This window comes from Ferrimonas sediminicola (assembly GCF_005116715.1).
GTDB classification, from domain to species: domain Bacteria; phylum Pseudomonadota; class Gammaproteobacteria; order Enterobacterales; family Shewanellaceae; genus Ferrimonas; species Ferrimonas sediminicola.
The window spans coordinates 487,993-506,532 of sequence record NZ_SWCI01000001.1 but is presented as its reverse complement, the minus strand read 5'-3'; the positions used below and the strand labels follow the sequence as shown (position 1 = coordinate 506,532).

The following is an 18,540-nucleotide window of genomic DNA, read 5'->3' as shown; positions in this document are numbered from 1 at the left end:
CACCCCTTGGCCACCCGGTTATTTTATCACCATTTCCTCGGCAACAATTTCAAAAAACATCTCAGAGTTGCAGAACCCGCAATCAAGATCTTCAAAAAAGATTATATATGGAGCATCAATATCAATAATTTGTGATTATCTGACCCAGCCCTCGGTTCACACTTTTTCGCTCACCGCGATCTCGATCGCGCACACACCTTTGCCACAGTGATAACATTCACGGAAAAGATGCTCAATATTTAGACCGATTCAATAGTGTGAGCTGATGACGATTCCCGCCTCGATCTCTCTGCTATTAATACTCCTGCACACAACTAATCGGGTAACGATCATGCAACGCGTATTCAACACACTGGACACTCAACATCAGGCGCTCGATCGCCGTCCGACCCTGGAAGAGCTGGTGCGTGACACCGGCTGGGTCACCGAGACCACCGCCGTCACCCAGGAGCCCGATGGCACCCTGGTCCACTGGCGCATGCCCCTGCACCAGGTGGTGGCAGCCCGTATGTCCTTTACCGGAAAATCCCTGCGCAGCGAACTGGGCGGCAACTTCAGCAAATACGTGGTTCAGGTCAATCACGAGAAACGGGAACTGGCCGAAGACTGGTCCAACGGCGTGGTAAGCGCCCTGAACTACATGGACTGTAAACGACGCACCAGCTGGTAAGCGACGCGATACAACACACCAACTGGTAAGCGCCGACGTAAAAAAAGCCGCATTGAGTGCGGCCTTTTTTATCAGTTTTCCAGGGAAGCCAGGTCCCCCTTGGCCTCCAGCCAGGACTTGCGGTCCCCCGCTCGTTTCTTGGCCAGCAGCATGTCCATCAGCGCCTCGGTGGCCTGGGCGTCCTCCACGGTCAGCTGCACTAACCGCCGGGTGTTGGGGTCCATGGTGGTTTCCCGCAGTTGACCGGGATTCATCTCACCCAGCCCCTTGAACCGGGTGACCTGAACCTTACCCTTGCGCTTCTCGGCGGCGATTCTGTCGAGGATCCCCTGACGCTCCTGCTCATCCAGGGCATAGAACACCTCTTTGCCGACATCGATGCGGAACAGCGGCGGCATCGCCACGTACACGTGTCCGTTGGCGACCAGGCTGCGGAAGTGCCTCATGAACAGGGCGCACAGCAGGGTGGCGATGTGCAGGCCATCGGAGTCTGCGTCCGCCAGGATGCACACCTTGCCGTAGCGCAGTCCGCTAAGGTCCTCGGAGTCGGGATCGATCCCCAGTGCAATGGAGATGTTGTGCACCTCCTGGGAGGCCAACACCTGGGAGGCATCCACCTCCCAGGTATTCAGTATCTTGCCTCGCAGAGGCATGATCGCCTGGAAGTCCCGATCCCGCGCCTGCTTGGCACTGCCGCCGGCGGAATCCCCCTCCACCAGGAACAGCTCACCCCGCATCGGCTCGGTGGTGGTGCAATCGGTCAGCTTGCCCGGCAGCGCCGGCCCACTGGTCACCTTTTTGCGGGCGACCTTCTTGGCCTTGCGCAACCGGCTCTGGGCGCTGGCGATGCAGAACTCTGCCAGGGCTTCCGCCTGTTCGGTATGCTCGTTCAGCCACAGGCTAAAGGCGTCCCGCACCACCCCGGTGATGAAGGCGGACGCCTGACGGGAGGAGAGTCGCTCCTTGGTCTGGCCGGCAAACTGGGGGTCCTGCATCTTGATGGAGAGGATGTAACTCACCTTGTCCCAGATATCCTCCGGGGCCAGTTTCACGCCCCTGGGCATCAGGTTGCGAAACTCACAGAACTCCCGCAGCGCCTCCAGCAGCCCCTGGCGCAGGCCATTGACGTGGGTTCCACCCTGAGCGGTCGGGATCAGGTTGACGTAACTTTCCGCGATGGAGTCGCCCCCCTCCGGCTGCCACACCAGGGCCCAGTCCACCGCTTCGTTGTCGGCGGAAAAGGCACCGGTAAAGGGGGCCTCCGGCAGCATTGGCCAGGACTTGACCGTGTCGAACAGGTAGTCCTTGAGGCCATCTTCATAGTGCCACTCGGTGACCTCACCGGTGACCTTGTTGTCAAACTTGATCTTCAGACCGGGGCAGAGTACCGCCTTGGCCCGCAGCAGGTGAGTCAGCCTAGCCACCGAAAAGTTGGCCGAATCAAAATAGGAGGGGTCGGGCCAGAAATGGACCCGGGTACCGGTGTTGCGGCGGCCACAGCTGCCGGTCACCTCGAGCTGGCGCACCCTGTCGCCGTTCTCGAAGGCGATCTCATACACCTGGGCGTCGCGGCGAACCGTCACCTCGACCCGGGTCGACAGGGCGTTCACCACGGAGATCCCCACCCCGTGCAGGCCGCCGGAGAACTGGTAGTTCTTGTTAGAGAACTTGCCGCCGGCGTGCAGCTTGCACATGATCAGCTCGATGCCGGGCACCCCCTCCTCCGGATGGATATCCACCGGCATGCCTCGGCCATCATCAATCACCTCCAGGGACTGGTCCTTGTGCAGGATCACCTGGATGCTGCTGGCGTGCCCCGCCAGGGCCTCATCGACACTGTTGTCGATCACCTCCTGACCCAGGTGGTTGGGGCGGGCGGTGTCGGTATACATCCCCGGGCGCCGCTTCACCGGCTCCAGTCCGTTGAGTACCTCAATGGCATCTGAGGTGTATTGATTGGTCATCTCTGGTCCCAAATCCGCTTAGGTGGTGGTTATGTTATCGGCATCACCGAGCCGGCTTCAAGCCAGCCCGAGGAAACGGCAGGCTCCGGCCAGGTGCCGATCGAAGCCTACAAAACTGTGGTCACCGCCAGACTCCAAGACCATCTGGCAGTGGTGGTACTTATCGACCCCCTGGCGGTAGTCCAGCACCTCATCGCCGCTCTGCAGCAGGGCAAGGAAACGGTCAGGATGGCGGATCACCGGGGTATCCAGCGCCTTCAGTTGCGCCATATGCTCCTCCGTCACCCGATAGCGCTCGCCGGTATAGGGGTTTTCCTGAAGACCCAGATAATCCAGTAGCAGCTCATAGGGCCGAACCGCCGGGTTGATCAGCACCGCCCGGCCCCCGCAGTTCTCGGCCAGATAGCTGGCAAAATAGCCCCCAAGGGAACTGCCCATCATACGCAGCGGTTCGCCGGCCGCCAGCGCCGGCCGCACCAGCCGCTCCAACTGGGCCATGGCCGCCTCCGGGCTGGTCTCCAGCCTGGGGATCGCCAGGGGCTCATCGGGATGGTGGCGCGCCAGATAATCGCGGACCAACACCGCCTTCTGGGAACCGGGGGAACTGTTGAATCCGTGAATGTAGAGCAGCATGCTTCCCTGCCTAGTAGCCGGACGCCGTCCTATCTGGTTGGAAGCGGTCGCCGGAGAGCCGGTTGATGGAGGTGTCGATGCTACCATCGGCATTGAGGGTCAGCAAACGGTAACCCGGCTGTAGGTTGTCCAGGGTAAAGTCACGGCACTGAGGACGGAACTGGATGGAGGTCGAGGGCGCGGCCAACATGCGGATATGATCCAGGCGCTCATCCATCTCCTGATGCACATGCCCCCAGATCACCCCCTTCACCGTGTCAAAGCCACTGATCAGGGCATTGAATTCGGCGCCATTGTCCAACCGATGCTGATCGAGCCAGGTGCAACCGGTATCCAGGGGGTGGTGATGCAGGGCGATCAGAGTATGGTAGGCGCTGGAGTGGTGCAGCACAGCCTCAAGCCACTCCAGACGATGGTGGTTGAGGTGACCACCGGGCAGCCCCAGGACGGTGCTGTCCAGCTGCAGCAGTTGCCAACGGCCGAGGATGATGCGGCGATCCAGTATGACCCCACTGCCCTCCAGCCCCAGCTCCATGCGGTCGAAGGCGTCATGGTTGCCGGGAAGGGCGCTGATGGGCACCCCCAGGCCGCGCACGCCATCGGCGAAATGGCGGTAGGCTTCGATACTGTGATCCTGGCTGAGATCGCCTGAGGCGATCACCATATCCAGCGGCTCATAGCGCAGTTCAGACAGCACGGCGGAAAAGCTGTCCCAGGGGTTGAGCCCCAGAAACTCGGCCCCTTTATCGGCAAACAGGTGGGGATCGGAGATCTGTGCGATGCGGATCGACTGCTTGTCCGCAGGAAACGACAGAGCCTTGGCTCGAACACTCAAGGGCTGGTTTACTCCCTAACTTCGGCCGCCATGGACTTAAGCCGATGGGGCGATAAACATTCCAGTATTTCAGCCAGAAACAGGTTTGTCTGGAACCTGTCCTGCGCCAGCCACAACTTGGCAGTCTGCCAATCATACAACGGCGACAACCCGGAGATCTGTTGACCACTTAACACTTCTGCCATGCGGGCATCGTGGTACAGCCTGACCGACAGGGTGGGTATGGTCAGCCAGGAACTGGCCGGCAACCAGCGTTGTATCTGCACCACCTGGGTGTACTGTGTCTGCTCCACCAGGGTCAGGCCCACCTCAATCCGGGGGGCCAGCCGCATATGCCAGCGGTCCCCTGGACGGACATCATCGGGGATCAGTGGCAGCAGCCGCAGGTAGTTGCGCCCATAGAGGGCGTGCAGCCGCACCAGTGAGTCACGCCGTTTGGCCATCAGGGTGTGCCCCTCCCAAGCTTGTGGTGATTCAATTCCAGCCATTGTAGACCAATCACACTGCTGCCATTGTCAATTTCACCCGATTCCACCATCCGGTAGGCCTGAGTCCTGGGCACCACCACCACCCGGATATCCTCATGTTCATGATCCAGCCCATGAATTCCGCCCGCTCCGGCGGCATCCACTTCGGCCAACACCATAAACAGCCGCTCGGAGCTGCCGCCGGGGGAGGAGAGGTGACTGCCGATGGCGCTCAGGCTGATGGGGTGCAGACCGGTCTCCTCCATCAGTTCCCGCTCAGCCACCTCCAGCACCGACTCCTCCTTGTCGATCATCCCCGCCACCAGTTCATAGAGCCAGGGATGGCTGGTGTTGCCGATGGCGGGGATCCGCAACTGCTCGATGAGCACCACCTGATCGCGCAGCGGATCATAGGGCAGCACCACCACGGCGTTGCCCCGCTCGAAGATCTCCCGGGTGACTACCTGGCTCATGCCTCCGTCGAACAGGGGATGGCGAAGCTTACGCTGAATCACTTTGAAGAAGCCCTGGAACAGCGTCCTCTCCTCCAGAAGTTCGATCCGTTCAGGATCCATCTGGTTTGGAAGTTGTACTTTCATCCATCTACCCTCTGATTGGCGAATTTCTTCAGCCTTGTGAACTCCATAAACTGTTACACTTGGTGACGCAAAATCATTGACTTTTCTGGGTGTAATTCAGTTTACTAAGGCTGTCAAAGTCAAGGTCGTCTTGGGAATAACGGGTTTTCCCAGCCCGGAAATTTAGCTTGCCTGTGGTGCAGGCTAGCTTTGTATTTACTTTAAGGATTTCAAATGCGACTCAAATTTCGAGCATTGACCCTAGCGCTTGGTCTGGCCGGAACCACCCTGCCAGCCCACGCGGACGATCTCTACCAGATCTACCAACAGGCACTGACCAAGGATCCGGTCCTGCTGCAATCCAAAGCGACACGCGATGCCGCCTTCCAGGCCATCGACCAGAGCCGCGCCTCCCTGCTGCCCCAGATCAGCGCCTCCCTGGGCTACGGCTACGGCTGGTTCGATGATCTGGGCGAAACCACCGACAGCGGCGGTGCCGGTTCCGGCAGCATCGAGCTGGGTCAGAGCATCTACAATCACGCCAACTACGTCAACCTGGCACTGAGTGAGAAGAGTGCCGCCCAGAGCGACGCCAACTACTCTCTGGCCGCCCAGAGCCTGATCGTTCGGGTGTCCAATGCCTACTTCGACGTCCTCTCTGCTCAGGACTCCCTTGAGTTTGTTCAAGCCAACAAGCGTGCCATCGAACGCCAGCTGGAGCAGACCAAGCAGCGATTCGCCGTGGGTCTGACCGCCATCACCGACGTGCATGAAGCCCAGGCTCAGTATGACCTGGCCATCGCCGAGGAGATCAACGCTCAGAACACCCTGGAGAACAGCTACGAAGGGCTGCGCGAAATCACCGGCCTGGAGCACAGCCAGCTCGCCATCCTGGATACCCAGCGCTTCAGTCCCTCATCCCCGACCCCGGCCACCCACGACGCCTGGCTGGCACTGGGTGAGGAAAGCAGCCTGGAACTGCTAAGCCGCCGCCTGGGAGTGGACATCGCCAAAGAGCAGATTGAACTGGCGAAAACCGGTCACCTGCCGAGCCTGGATCTGGCCGCCGGCATCACCACCAACTATGGTCAGGAAGATCGCCCCAACCAGATCACCAACGACACCACCGGCCAGATCGGTCTGACCCTGAGGGTACCCATCTTCAGCGGCTTCTCCGTGACCAGCCAGGTTGAGCAGGCCAAGTACAACTTCGTGGCTTCCTCTCAGGCTCTGGAGGAGACACACCGCTCCGTGGTACGTAACCTGCGCAACAGCCTGAACAACGTCAAGGCATCCATCAGCACCATCAAGGCCTATGAGCAGTCCGTGGTGTCTGCCGAGAGCGCCCTGAAGGCCACCGAAGCCGGTTTCGAAGTGGGTACCCGTACCATTGTTGAGGTACTGAACTCCACCCGTCAGCTGTACAGCGCCAAGCAGCAGCTGGCTGACGCCCGCTACAACTACATCCTGGCGGTTCTGTCCCTGAAGCAGGCAGCAGGAACCCTGAGCGCCGAAGACGTACAGATGATCAACAACGGTCTGAAGTAGACTTTACGCCAACAAAAAAACCGCCCATTGGGCGGTTTTTTTGTGGCTGGGTATCCTTAGAAACTCAGTTCCACGCCAACAAAGGCACCGGAGAACTCCAGGTCCGCCCGGGTGCCCCAGTCGCTGACATCGAAGCTGTGCTGACGATAGCCACCCTTGATGGCCAGATCCAGGGCCAGCATGTCCAGCTCCCAGCCCAGACCCGCCTTGTAGTCGCTAATGTCGCGGTCGTCGTAGCTGGCCAGCACCCCGTCGGCAAACACAAACAGGCCGGTACCAATCAGGTTCACCTGACCACGCACATACCCCATCAGGATCCCTTCATCCAGATTGTCCTGATTGAGGGCGCCATCATTAAGCTTGCCACTGTACAGACGGTAGCTGGCACCCAGATCCAGTTCTACGGCACCGTTGTCCAGCAGCTCATAGTAGGCCACCAGATCGGTGTTGGAGAGGTCCGCCTTGACGGATCCCTGACCATCGGACTCCTGCTGGTTGTAACGCAACATCACGTTAGGCACCAGGGGGATGAAATGCTCGAACGCCGCATAGCCGCTGGGCTGATAACTGTCGTCCCAATCGCCGCCAGTGCTGTGCAGATCGCCGCTGACGCTGTTCTGCTGCAGATCCAGGCCCAGCTTGACCCCCAGTACATCGGCCTGGGCGGTCCCGGTCAGTGCAGTGGCAAGACAGGCCGCCACAACAGAGAGTTTCAAACGCATAAAGAGTTACCCTTGAGTTAGCAGTTGTTTCAGGTCAATCAGTGCCGCGTTGGCACGACTGATGTAGTTCGCCATCACCAGCGAATGGTTGGCCACCAGGCCAAATCCGCTGCCATTGAGCACCATGGGACTCCAGACGGTCTCCTGGGTCGCCTCCAGCTCACGGATGATCTGTTGCAGACTGACGGTGGCATTCTTCTTCTCCAGTACAGGCGCAAAGTCAGACTCCACCGCATTCATGATCGCCAGCAGCGCCCAACAGCTGCCACGGGCCTCGTGAAACACGTCGTCAATCTTCCACCAGCTGGTCTTCACCTCCTGTTCGCTCACCGTCATGGTGGAAGCACTGGCGGAGGTGTCCCCGGCCAGATCGGTATTCAGTCGGGCCTGGCCAACACTGGCGGACAACCTCTGGGACAGGCTGCCCAGTCGCTTCTCCACCTGATCCAGCACCGCCACCAGGTTGTCGGCCCGAACATAAAACTGCGCCGACGGCTGAGTCGGATCACTGATGCGGGTCCGATAGGACTTCAGCGCCTCAATCCCGGCCCGGTACTCGGACTCGGCGCGGGGGATCATCCAGCTGCGATGATCGATGTTGAACTTGGGCTGAGCCTTGGCCAGATCCGGATCTTCGGTGGACTGGGACTGGGAGCGGGAGAGATCCTTGCGCATCACCAGGGTCAGGTCCCGCACCTGCTCCAATGCCCCGAATTCGAACGCGGGCATGTTGTCCATCAGCACCGACGGCGGCATCTTGTCATTGGAAAGGAAGCCGCCGGGTTTGTCCAGCAGGGTTGCCATCACCTCAATGGCCGCAGAGGTGGTGGCGTAGCCGGTCACCCGGGCCTCTCCGCGCAGGCGATTCACACCAATCTGTTCCGGCTCGAAGCTCCACCAGACGGCGATCAACCAGTTCAGCAGCAACAGGCCCACCAGGCCAGACACTATCCACGTCCTATTTAATGCGGCCATTACGCGGCTCCTCTTTAGTGGTGTTGATGGTGCTCATGCCCGGCGGACTTCATCTCCACCACGGGCAGGGTGGCGCTCAGGCTGGCGCCACTGGCAAACGTCAGGATGCAGTTGATCCGCTGACCCGCCAGCGGTTGCCGGGTCAGCTGCAGTAGCATCAGGTGATCACCGCCCTGGTGCAGAGACACCGACTGGCCCGCAGGGAGGTCGACCCGGTCGATGCGGCGCATCTTCATCATGCCATTTTCAGTCAGCATGGTGTGGATTTCGGTGTTGGCGGCAATGTCGCAACTGGCCCCCACCAAGGCCGTGGCCTCGCCGTCATTGTGCAGGGTCAGGTAAGCGGCGGTGTTGGGCACCCCGGGCGGCATCTCCCTGACCTGGGCATCGCTGAGGGTGATCGCCGCCATCACCGGGGTGGCGGTCAGCAGGGCAGAAAATATAAACAGTTGTTTGAATTTCATCACGCTTCCCTTACACTTTTTCCTTCGGTACAAAATCTCTCCACGGAAAGGAGCAAGTATGGCCAATCCGATAGCGATATCCCGTGACGGTCATGTCATGGTACTGACCATCCATCGGCCCGACAAGCGTAACGCATTGACCCAAGAGATGTATTGCCAGCTGTGTGACGGGCTGCAACAGGCGGAACAGGATCCCGAGATCCACGCCTGCCTACTCCGGGGACAGGGCGACTGCTTCACCGCCGGCAACGACCTGGGTAACTTCCACGCCGACCAGGCATTCGATGACAACAATGCCGCCGCCCGGTTTATCCGGCTGCTGCCCACCCTGACCAAACCGCTGATCGCCGCCGTCGGCGGCAGCGCGGTGGGCATTGGCTGCACGCTGCTGCCCCATTGCGACATGGTAATCGCCGCCGACAACGCCACCTTTATGCTGCCCTTCGTCAACCTGGGGATCGTTCCCGAGGCGGGATCCAGCACCCTGATCCCGCAGATGTGTGGCGGGCCTCTGGCGGCGGAACTGTTGCTGTTGGGTGAGTCCTTCGGCGTGGCGCGCGCCAAGCAGGTGGGACTGGTTAACTGCAGCTGTCCCGAGGCCGAGCTGATGGACCTGGCCATGAGCTACGCCCAGAAGTTTGCCTCCAGGCCCCCCCTGGCGATGCAGCAGGCCAAGCGGCTGCTGAAGCTGTCCCAGCCTCAGTTGGGAGCGGTGATGCAGGCGGAGTTTGCCGCCCTGGGCGAGCGGCTCGCCAGCGACGAGGCCCGGAGGGTTATCCAGGCCAGGCTGAAGCCCTAGGGAGGGCGGGAACCCCGAGAGGGCGATGGGGCCCCCGCAAAAAATGGGTTGCTACTGGCTCTTCTGCCAGTACCAGCAGGCGATCACCACCACCGCCAGGGCGGCCAGTGACCCACTGCCATAATCCTGCCACCACCAGACCAGGGCGGGGGGAGCGCTCAGGGTCGCCACGCCGAGGCAGAGTACCAGAACGATCAGCAGTAGCGGCATCGGCGTTTGGGCATCAACAGGGTGGCCACCAGGTAGGCCAGGGTGGCGGTGACCGGCTCCAGCATCAGATAGACCAGGAAGATGGCCCGACACCAGAAGGGGCTGAAACCCAGATAGCGGCACAGACCGGCAAAGGTTCCGGCGATCCAGCCCCGGCTGGGATCACGTTCAATTCGATTGGCCATGCTTACCTCCTAGCGCACTTCACTGTAGAGCCAGTAACCCAACACACTCAGCATCCAGCCGGCCAGTGGCAACAGGCAGAGCACGGCCAGCATCCAGTTCACAACCATCATTCCTCCTCTCCTTGGCGTCGGGCAGCGGCGGTCAACTTAGGCTTAGACGGCTTGGCGGCCAGTTCGGTGGAGTGGCCCGCCAGCAGCATCCGGGCGGCCAGTCGCACTTCGTTGGCCAGTTGACGTTCCAGGGTTTGGCGCATTGAGGCTACCTGGGAAGACACAAACTGCTCGACTCCCTGCTCAATCTCGCCGTGAGGGGTCGCCTGGGCACCGGCGGAAAACATCAACACTGCGGCCAATGACGCGGATACCAGAGACTTCACTTTGATTGAACGGTCCATGAGATTTTCTCCAAATGGGTGAATGGGTGATTCACTCAGAAGTATTCAAACGGCGTGCCAGTTTTTATCCGCATGATTTTATTGAATTAATAAAAACATGGGAGACACCAGGAGGTGCCCATCTGAGGAGAACGGGGGGGAAATGGTGATTTTCACCAACCCTTGGTGAAATTGGTCAGGAAAGGGACCGCGGAGTCGAGGAGGAGCGGCTCCTTCCCCTATCCCAAGACAGCCCTGACGGCGGATGCCTCACCGTCGGCCGTGGGGATTTAGGCCAGGCGCAACGGCTCTCTCGAGCCATAGATGCAGCAACGCCGCCCGAGGGCGGCGTTGTGCTATTCGACTTCCGGCTCCAGGGACTCACCCACTTCGGCCATCGCCTCCAGCAGTAGCCCCGGGGTGGCATCGGGGAGGTGGGCCCGTTCCGACAGGGTACGGCGCCAGCTCCGGGCTCCGGGCAAGCCGTTGAACAGCCCCAGCATGTGGCGGGTCACGTGGTTGACCCGACCACCACTGGCCAGGTGGCGCTCCACATAGGGCACCATCTTCTCCACCACCTCGCGGCGGTCCGCCAGGGGGGTATCGCAGCCGTAGATCGTCCGGTCCACCGACGCCAGCAGGTAGGGGTTCTGATAGGCTTCGCGGCCCACCATCACCCCGTCCATCTGCTTGAGGTGCGTCTGGCACTCGGCCAGGGTCTTGATGCCACCGTTCAGCGCCAGGGTTAGTTGGGGGAAATCCCGCTTGAGCCGGTAGGCGCGCTCATAGTCCAGCGGTGGGATCTCCCGGTTCTCCTTGGGGCTGAGGCCGGAGAGCCATGCCTTGCGGGCATGGATGGTGAACTGCTCACACCCCGCCGCCGCCACCAGTTCGATAAAGCGGGTGAGAAACTCGTAGCTGTCCTGGTCGTCGATGCCGATGCGAGTCTTGACCGTCACCGGGATCGCCACCACCTGGCGCATGGCGTCCACGCTCTGGGCCACCAGCTCGGGCTCGGCCATCAGGCAGGCCCCGAAGCGGCCATTCTGTACCCGGTCCGAGGGGCAGCCCACATTGAGGTTGACCTCATCATAACCACGCTCCTCGGCCAGCCTGGCACACTGGGCCAGCTCCTGGGGATTGCTGCCTCCCAACTGCAGGGCCACCGGGTGCTCCTGCTCGTTGTAATCCAGGTAGTTTCCCCGCCCATGGATGATCGCCCCGGTGGTCACCATCTCGGTGTACAGCAGGGCCTGACGGGACAGCAGCCGCGCAAAATAACGATAGTGCCTGTCGGTCCAGTCCAGCATGGGGGCCACGGAGAAGCGGCAGTTGTGCTCGGCGTAACTCAAAGGAAGATCACCCTAGATTCAGTTCAACGGGACCGGAACGCACACGCCGGCCGACTTTGGGGCGGGGATTATAGCAAAGGCCACGGCATCAAAGAAAACCCCGTCGGCGCAGCGGACGGGGCAAAGGGGTCGATGGGCTGTTTCTCAATGGGTTGGCTAGGCACGCCGGGTGGTGCGACCCGGCGCGCCCGGGGGATCAACGGGTGGAGGCCACCTGCTGATAGGCGGGCAGGTGATCGTAGAGCTCATCCTTGAGAGGATGGCGGCGGGCAGTGCGGATGCGATGAATCTGGTAGAACACCAGGACCACATTGGCGGCCAGGGCGATGGCGGAGACCCACCACAGGGCGACAGGATCGCCGGAGGCCTTCACCGCAAATCGGGAGGTGTCCACGAAACCGGGAAAACACATCACGAACATCATCCAGAACCCCAGGGTGTGGGCCCGGTGCTGCAACCAGGCACCGCGACGCATGAAGAACGCCGGAATGGTGCAGGAGAGCAGCAGTGTCCCTCCGGCGTAGAAGGCATGGTCACCGACGCAGTTGTAGACATAAGCGAAGTTCCACAGGTCGTAGGCGATGATCCAGAACCACAGCATATCCGGCCACAGCATATCCTTGAACCTGTCCCGGCTGATGAAGATGCCGGCCCAGCCGCAGATGGTGAGGATATTCAGGATGCCGGCGATGCCGTTCATGATGTTCCAGGGACCGCCGATGATGGTGATGCCATCGACCAGGCCGTTGAAGCTGTAACACTGGAAGTCCCTTACCACCGCCTCGGCGATGTTGATGGCCAGGATCGCCGGTGGGAACATCAGCACCCACTTGTTGTCGGCCGCTCCCTTGATGTAACGAATGGCCATGAAGCCGACACATCCGGCCAGGGAGGAGTACACCTTGGCCCAGTGGAACCAGGTGCCGACGCTGGAGCCCTCGGCGGAGGTGGTATGGGGCCAGACGGTAAGGGTGAGCACCAGGGGGAGCAGGACAAAGCAGCCGAGACCTGCCCACAGGCTGCGGCGGGAGATCTCGTTGAGCAGAATCAGCGCGGCCAGTACCGCAAAGAAGGCCGCCCAGGAGTACCAGGGGATGGGTTCAAACAGGAACATGCTACCACCTCTGAATTGGGGCGGAGGGGCGGAACGGGGATTGAGGATGACACCGCCCCTCCAGGGTGTCGTCAGGGCGACGGACGACGCCCTGACGACGATTGGGGGTTAGAAGGCGTAGTTGTACTCCAGCCAGTAGCTGTCGTCCTTGGCGGTGCTGAAGTAGGCACGGACGTTCTGCTTCTTGGTGAGCTGATAGGCCAGGGAGATCTCAAACTCGGTGGCGTCCATCTGCAGACCGCCGTCCATCACATCGTCATCCCAGGACTTGCCGTTGAGCTCCATGGTGTAGCGGTAGCTGGCCAGGGTCCACCAGTTATCGGAGATGGTCCACTTGGCATAAACCATGGCGGTACCGATGGTGGAGGCGATGTCCACGCCGCTGGAGCTGGCGTCGGGCCACTCCGGATTCAGATCCTGGATGTTGTCATCCATGACCACCGCCCCCACGTAGAGGATGGGCCAGATCAGGATATCCTCGCCCACCGGAATGGTAGCCACCGGACCCGCCTGAATCACCGACGTGGAACCAAAGAAGGGGTGATCAGCAAACACCGCATCCACGGAGAAGCCCAGGCCATTCTTGGTGTTGATGGTGCCATAGCGCAGGCGATAGGAGCGGTTGCTGGCGTACCCCTTGGTTTTGGTGCCTACCGGGCCGATGCTGCCGTCGGGATATTGACCATACTGAATTCCGCCAAACTTGGGGGTTTTATCACCTTCATTGAAGATGTTTTTTACCTCAAACAGAATGCCGCTTTTCTGATCATATTCACCCTTGTCTTCACTCAGGGCCATCATCCCCTTGAGGTTGGCTCCTTCGCTGCCATAGGACGCCCCCAAATAGGTATAAACCTCGGTTGGATTCCCCATATCGGGTGCTTCTTCGGAAGCAAATGCAGACAAACTCAGGGCAGCCATCGCTAATGCAGTGAACTTTTTCATTATCAACTCCAGAATAATTTAATTATTTGTTTGTGTCGTATCAAAAACTAACTCGCCATCTCTTGCTTCAGCCTATAATTTCTCCACTTGGCTCCATACACCTGATAGAAAAGGATGGAATTAAGAACGAAGCTCAATAATCCAACCGCCAGCATCAATTCATCATTTCTCGGTAGCATCACCACGTTACTCTCGTACATGGCCGGGTTGGTGAAGTAGTACATGAAGGAGAGCGCCAGGGTGAACGCCCGTGCCTGCAGCCAGGTTCCCCGGGTAATCAACAGCGACGGAATGGTCGCCGCGGTCAGCACCATGAACTGGGCGGTGGCGGAGCCGGGGAAGTTCAGGTAGACGAAGGCGAAGTTCCACACGTCGTAGGCGATGATCCAGAAGGTGGTCATCGCCGGCCAGATCATGTCCCTCTCCTTGGTCTTGGCCGCCTGGATCTGGGCCCATCCGGTGAGGGTGATAATGGAGAAGATGCCGCCGATGGCGTTGAGCACGTTGGCGGTATATCCCATGCTGAAATCCTGCAGCACCGCCTCGGAGATGTTTAGGGCCAGGAAACCGGCGGCACAGAACTTGGCCCACCTCATCTCCCCCACCCTGGTGTAGCGAATCAGGGTGAACAGTACGCAGGCGCCCACCACCGAATAAAGCTTGACCCACTTGAACCAGTAACTGACCCCGTAGCTGGCCCAAAGGGGGATCAGTACGATGGGCAGGACGAAGAAGATGATCACCGTGGGCCACTTGTAACGGCGGCAGATCTCATTCATCACCATCAGGCCAATGAGCACGAACAGCACGTGTCCATAGGCCCGGGCCTCGATCCACTTGTGTCCGATGAACTTCTTGTTGTCTTTGGCATAGTGGAAGCGGTCTGCGGAGACGACGGTCATTGTCGCCTCGTCGAAGTTGTCGATCATCTGCCCAGGCGAGCCGGTGATGACCAGTTGCTCACCCTGAATCTGCCACTGCTTCACCTCCACCTGGTTGTGTCCGCCGGACTGCCTGGTGACGGTCACCTGGTGGTCTGCGGAGAACTCCAGTCGGAAGAAGAGGCTGCCCTGGCCGGGATCACCGTCCATGGTGCCCTGCCAGATCTGGCCGGCAAACTGGTCGCCGATGTTCACCCCCTCCAGCTCATTCGCCAGGACGGCCGGGGTCAGCACCAGAGCCAGCAGCCAGGCACTCATTAGTTTCAAAAAGGACTTCATTACGTATCTCCGCGGGGCAGCCACCCTGCCCCGCTATTGAGTCAACTCAGGCAGTGACAGGCTTCTGACCAGGCAGCAGTGGGCTGCTCTCTTCGGTTCTGGCATCCACGACCAACGGAGGCTGACGATTGCCGTAGGGCGGTTCATATCCCCCCTCCGCGTTGGGCTGACGGAACTTCTTGAAGTACCAGAACAGGTAGGCGATGTGCAGCACGGCGTTGGCGACGCCCCAGAACAACAGCACCTGATCGTTGGCCCAGTGGGTGGAATCCATCACCTCGGCGAAGGGGTCACCCATGGCGCGTACCAGGATGTGGAACGCCAGGGTATAGACCCGGGCAATGATGTAGAGCTCGGGGCGCTTCTTGAACACCGGGTAGAGCTCGGCGGCCATCAGGATGCAGAAGGAGCTGGCGAAGTAGCCGGGGTTTTCACCATAGACAAACGCCATGTTCCAGGTGGTGTAGAGGAAGTTCCACGCCGCGGTGGAGTAGAACAGCAGGTCATTGGGCGCATCCTTGCCGATGAGCCAGTACTGACGCTTGCCATTCTTGTACTTGGGGAACGGCATGGTGGCCAGCAACACGCAGCCGGCAATGAAATTGAAGTAGTTCTCGGTGACCAGATCCTTAACGGTCGCCTCGGCAATATTCAGGAACAGAACGCCGTATAGGACCCACAGCACCCAATCCTTTCGGAAAAACTTCAGAATTCGATTGGGGTTTTCATAATAGAGGTAGGCAATTCGTGCCGTACCCACTATTAAGGCGGTAGGAATAAGCACACTGACGGTTTTCGCCCAGCGGAACCACCCATCAAGATTGTCTGCCCAAAGCGGGGCAGTTAATAACGACAGCAACCAGAAGACAAAGGTGAATCTTGGTGTTCTTCTCATCATTTCGACGAGAACCAGAAGGAATACTATGTAGCCCACCATGGAAACTACATAGGTAGAAATCGGAATACCCATACCAACCTCGGAAATTCTCCACTTACACATTAGAGCTTTTACTCTAATCATTGGGTTTGCCGATTTTCATGACAGGGATCAAGAAATTTTCCGCGGAAATTTTGAGCCGGCATCAATATGGTTCGAACCAGATTATTCCTTCATGTGGTGGACTAATCCTCTGTTACGAACACCTTCAACACCGTCAAATCCCCACCGGAGCAGCACCAATCAAGCAGGTAACGCCATTCGTTAACATGTGCGAACAATTTGGGGAAGTAGATTGATACAAATCAATAAAAAATAAATTAGAGCAAATACTCTAGATTGGTTTCTGGCCATATCAATAGGTGATTCAAGATGCAAAAAATGCCCCTGCTTTCTCTCTGCTTTTCCTTGGCCTTCAGCGGTGCTGCCTGGTCGGCCACCCTGGCCGACGTCGAACTGGCCGACAACCTGACGCTCAACGGAGTGGAGCTTCCCTACCGGGGGGCCGGTATCCGCTCCAAATTCTTTATGGATCTTTACGTCAGCTCCCTCTACAACCAGGACAACCTTCCCGCCGGTGAACTGATGGAGGGGCACACCGCCACCGCCATCCAGCTGGACATCATCTCCTCGATGATCACCTCGGAGAAGATGACCGCCAGCATGGAGGACGGCTTCGCCCGCTCGGCAGGCCAGCACCTGCCGGAGCTGAAGGAGCAGATCGCCCGCTTTACCCAAGCGTTCAGCGCCCCGGTCACTGAGGGCGATCGGTTCCAGATCCTCTCCATCCCCGGCCAGCCGGTGACCCTGATCAAGAATGGTGAGCAGCTGGTAGCCGTGGAGGGAGAGCTGTTCCGCTCAGTACTGTTGGGGATCTGGCTGGGAGACAAGCCGCTGGATGACGACCTGAAAGAGGAGATGCTGGGCTTGTAAGTCGTTCTGTCCGGATCACGCCGCCGGACCTCACTGGGGCCGTGCCCGCACAGGCCACGGCCCTTTTTTCTCTACTGGGTCAGCGTCGCCAGGATTCGGCGGCTGCCCCCCTGGTCCCGATGCTCCCCAAGGTAGATCCCCTGCCACTGACCCAGGGCCAGCCGGCCGCGACTCACCGGCAGCATCAGGCTGGTGCCGAGCAGACTGCTCTTGATGTGGGCCGGCATGTCATCATCCCCCTCATAGTCGTGGCGAAAATAGGGAGTGCCGTCGGGCACCAAGCGGTCGAAGAAGGTGGAAAAATCCCCCCTGACCGTCGGGTCGCAGTTCTCATTCAGGGTCAGGCTGGCCGAGGTGTGCAGCAGTTGCAGGTGCAGCAATCCCGCCGGCACCGCCTTCAGGGGCAGGGCCCGGACAATCTCATCGGTCACCAGGTGAAAGCCTCTGGGGCGGGCCTCCAATCGCAACTCTAACTGTTTCATCCTCTCTCACCTCCGTCGGGGCAGCGTCACAACCGCAGGCCCGGACTAGTCGACGTAGCGGTACTGCACCCTGGCGGTAGTGCTGCACAGCAGTTCATAGGGGATGGTGGAAGCGCACTCGGCGATCTCCTCCACCGGCAATCCATCGCCCCACAGCACCACGGGATCACCCACCTGAATGGGATCATCGCCGATCTCCACGGTGATCATATCCATGGAGACCCTACCCGCCAGGGGGTAGCGCTTGCCGTTGATCAACACCGGGGTACCGCTGACCGCGTGGCGCGGGTAGCCGTCCCCGTAGCCCATGGCAAGCACCGCCAGACGAGTGTCGCGGCTGGCACGCCAACTCTGGCCGTAGCCAACCGGATCGCCGGCCCTGTGCTCCCGCACCGCCAGCACGGTGGTCTTCATGGTCATCACCGGCCTGAGGTCAAAATCTTCGGGACGGCCGGCGATCATCGGCGACCCCCCATACAGCGCCAGTCCCGCCCGCACCCACTGACCGTGGGAAACAGGCCAGGCCAGGGTCCCGGCAGAGTTGGCCAGGGTGCGCTCACCAGGCAGGTTCTTGGTCAACTGGTTGAACAGGGCGATCTGCCGGGTGGTTTCCGGGTTTTCCGCTTCATCCGCCACCGCGAAGTGAGTCATGAAATTGATCTCTCCCTGGATGTTTTCCAGGGCTCGCAGGCGCTGGTACAGGGCCTCGAACTGGTGTGGCTGCACCCCGAGACGATGCATACCGGTATCCAGTTTCAACCAGACGCGTACCGGCTTGGAGAGCCGGGCCCGCTCCAGGATCGCCACCTGTTGACAATCATGAATCGCCACCTCTAGGTCATGGCTGGCGGCCAGCTCCAGATCCTCCTCCGAGAACACTCCTTCCAGCAGCAGCATCCGGGCACCGATCCCCTCCCGACGCAGGCACAGGGCCTCCTCGAGACGGGCCATGCCGAAGCCGTTGACGCCGGCATCATCTAACCAGCGGGCCAGGGTGGTCAGGCCATGGCCATAGGCGTTGGCCTTGACCACCGCCATGATCTTTGCGCCGGGCGCCAGTTGGCGCAGCCGGCCCAGGTTGTGCAACAGGGCACTTCGGCTGATCTCAGCCACTGGGGAAAATCGCACTGCAG

General features: G+C 59.9%; 22 protein-coding genes. 4 read left to right on the top strand and 18 right to left on the bottom strand.

Annotated features, from left to right (window positions below; all coding sequences use genetic code 11):
• Positions 1-331 precede the first annotated feature (331 nt).
• Positions 332-670 (top strand): hypothetical protein, encoded by a 339-nt coding sequence (locus tag FCL40_RS02350; protein ID WP_136850951.1) that lies wholly within the window; start codon positions 332-334, stop codon positions 668-670.
• A gap of 71 nt (positions 671-741) precedes the next feature.
• On the opposite strand, the gene parE is transcribed toward FCL40_RS02350, so the two are convergent.
• Genes parE through nudF form a run of 5 tightly spaced genes read right to left on the bottom strand, consistent with a single transcriptional unit; the run spans position 742 to position 5,168 of the window.
• Positions 742-2,634, bottom strand: coding sequence for a DNA topoisomerase IV subunit B (gene parE / locus FCL40_RS02345; protein ID WP_136850949.1), 1,893 nt, complete (start codon positions 2,632-2,634; stop codon positions 742-744).
• Positions 2,635-2,691: 57 nt separating this feature from the next.
• Complete coding sequence (locus FCL40_RS02340; protein WP_136850947.1) at positions 2,692-3,267, bottom strand: YqiA/YcfP family alpha/beta fold hydrolase; 576 nt, start codon at positions 3,265-3,267, stop codon at positions 2,692-2,694.
• Positions 3,268-3,277: 10 nt separating this feature from the next.
• Positions 3,278-4,102 carry a 3',5'-cyclic-AMP phosphodiesterase gene (gene cpdA, locus FCL40_RS02335; RefSeq protein ID WP_136850945.1) on the bottom strand — a complete coding sequence of 275 codons (825 nt, stop codon included), beginning with the start codon at positions 4,100-4,102 and terminating at the stop codon, positions 3,278-3,280.
• A gap of 8 nt (positions 4,103-4,110) precedes the next feature.
• On the bottom strand, positions 4,111-4,545 hold the full coding sequence (locus FCL40_RS02330; protein ID WP_169306973.1) for a DUF1249 domain-containing protein: 435 nt from the start codon (positions 4,543-4,545) through the stop codon (positions 4,111-4,113).
• Positions 4,545-5,168, bottom strand: coding sequence for an ADP-ribose diphosphatase (nudF, locus tag FCL40_RS02325; RefSeq protein ID WP_136850941.1), 624 nt, complete (start codon positions 5,166-5,168; stop codon positions 4,545-4,547). Before nudF ends, FCL40_RS02330 begins: the two co-directional genes overlap by 1 nt.
• Before the next feature lie 213 nt (positions 5,169-5,381).
• Between nudF and tolC the strand changes: the two genes are divergently transcribed.
• Entirely contained in the window at positions 5,382-6,695 is a 1,314-nt protein-coding gene (gene tolC / locus FCL40_RS02320) for an outer membrane channel protein TolC (protein WP_136850939.1), read from the top strand.
• Between the two features lie 56 nt (positions 6,696-6,751).
• On the opposite strand, the gene FCL40_RS02315 is transcribed toward tolC, so the two are convergent.
• From FCL40_RS02315 to FCL40_RS02305, 3 genes are read right to left on the bottom strand one after another with little or no spacing between them, the layout of a single operon-like run.
• Positions 6,752-7,417: a TIGR04219 family outer membrane beta-barrel protein gene (locus tag FCL40_RS02315; RefSeq protein ID WP_136850937.1), complete on the bottom strand. Its 666-nt coding sequence runs from the start codon at positions 7,415-7,417 to the stop codon at positions 6,752-6,754.
• 6 nt (positions 7,418-7,423) lie between these two features.
• Positions 7,424-8,392: a DUF2333 family protein gene (locus tag FCL40_RS02310; protein WP_136850935.1), complete on the bottom strand. Its 969-nt coding sequence runs from the start codon at positions 8,390-8,392 to the stop codon at positions 7,424-7,426.
• 14 nt (positions 8,393-8,406) lie between these two features.
• Positions 8,407-8,856, bottom strand: coding sequence for a copper chaperone PCu(A)C (locus FCL40_RS02305; RefSeq protein ID WP_136850933.1), 450 nt, complete (start codon positions 8,854-8,856; stop codon positions 8,407-8,409).
• A gap of 58 nt (positions 8,857-8,914) precedes the next feature.
• On the opposite strand from FCL40_RS02305, the gene FCL40_RS02300 reads away from it, so the two are divergent.
• A complete protein-coding gene (locus tag FCL40_RS02300; protein ID WP_136850931.1) occupies positions 8,915-9,655 on the top strand; it encodes an enoyl-CoA hydratase-related protein in 741 nt (246 codons plus the stop codon).
• Positions 9,656-9,706: 51 nt separating this feature from the next.
• Here FCL40_RS02300 and FCL40_RS18540 read toward each other — a convergent pair whose 3' ends face one another.
• The 8 genes from FCL40_RS18540 to FCL40_RS02265 all read right to left on the bottom strand — a co-directional run bounded on the left by FCL40_RS18540 (position 9,707) and on the right by FCL40_RS02265 (position 15,740).
• The gene (locus FCL40_RS18540) at positions 9,707-9,865 is read right to left on the bottom strand and encodes a hypothetical protein (protein ID WP_169306972.1); all 159 of its coding nucleotides are present in this window, start codon (positions 9,863-9,865) and stop codon (positions 9,707-9,709) included.
• Positions 9,850-10,050 carry a PspC domain-containing protein gene (locus tag FCL40_RS02295; protein ID WP_136850929.1) on the bottom strand — a complete coding sequence of 67 codons (201 nt, stop codon included), beginning with the start codon at positions 10,048-10,050 and terminating at the stop codon, positions 9,850-9,852. Before FCL40_RS02295 ends, FCL40_RS18540 begins: the two co-directional genes overlap by 16 nt.
• Before the next feature lie 107 nt (positions 10,051-10,157).
• A complete protein-coding gene (locus tag FCL40_RS02290) occupies positions 10,158-10,445 on the bottom strand; it encodes a hypothetical protein (protein WP_136850927.1) in 288 nt (95 codons plus the stop codon).
• A gap of 335 nt (positions 10,446-10,780) precedes the next feature.
• Complete coding sequence (gene dusA, locus FCL40_RS02285) at positions 10,781-11,776, bottom strand: tRNA dihydrouridine(20/20a) synthase DusA (protein ID WP_267873493.1); 996 nt, start codon at positions 11,774-11,776, stop codon at positions 10,781-10,783.
• Positions 11,777-11,972: 196 nt separating this feature from the next.
• Positions 11,973-12,890 (bottom strand): DUF5692 family protein, encoded by a 918-nt coding sequence (locus tag FCL40_RS02280; protein ID WP_136850925.1) that lies wholly within the window; start codon positions 12,888-12,890, stop codon positions 11,973-11,975.
• Between the two features lie 108 nt (positions 12,891-12,998).
• Entirely contained in the window at positions 12,999-13,763 is a 765-nt protein-coding gene (locus FCL40_RS02275) for a hypothetical protein (protein ID WP_229360251.1), read from the bottom strand.
• A 119-nt stretch (positions 13,764-13,882) separates the two neighbouring features.
• On the bottom strand, positions 13,883-15,055 hold the full coding sequence (locus FCL40_RS02270) for a DUF5692 family protein (protein WP_136850921.1): 1,173 nt from the start codon (positions 15,053-15,055) through the stop codon (positions 13,883-13,885).
• A 46-nt stretch (positions 15,056-15,101) separates the two neighbouring features.
• Positions 15,102-15,740, bottom strand: coding sequence for a hypothetical protein (locus FCL40_RS02265; protein WP_229360250.1), 639 nt, complete (start codon positions 15,738-15,740; stop codon positions 15,102-15,104).
• 624 nt (positions 15,741-16,364) lie between these two features.
• On the opposite strand from FCL40_RS02265, the gene FCL40_RS02260 reads away from it, so the two are divergent.
• The gene (locus tag FCL40_RS02260; RefSeq protein ID WP_136850917.1) at positions 16,365-16,925 is read left to right on the top strand and encodes a chalcone isomerase family protein; all 561 of its coding nucleotides are present in this window, start codon (positions 16,365-16,367) and stop codon (positions 16,923-16,925) included.
• Positions 16,926-16,996: 71 nt separating this feature from the next.
• On the opposite strand, the gene FCL40_RS02255 is transcribed toward FCL40_RS02260, so the two are convergent.
• Together FCL40_RS02255 and alr are read right to left on the bottom strand one after the other, a co-directional pair.
• Positions 16,997-17,407 (bottom strand): secondary thiamine-phosphate synthase enzyme YjbQ, encoded by a 411-nt coding sequence (locus tag FCL40_RS02255; protein WP_136850915.1) that lies wholly within the window; start codon positions 17,405-17,407, stop codon positions 16,997-16,999.
• Positions 17,408-17,452: 45 nt separating this feature from the next.
• Complete coding sequence (gene alr, locus FCL40_RS02250; protein WP_136850913.1) at positions 17,453-18,535, bottom strand: alanine racemase; 1,083 nt, start codon at positions 18,533-18,535, stop codon at positions 17,453-17,455.
• Between the last annotated feature and the right edge of the window lie 5 nt (positions 18,536-18,540).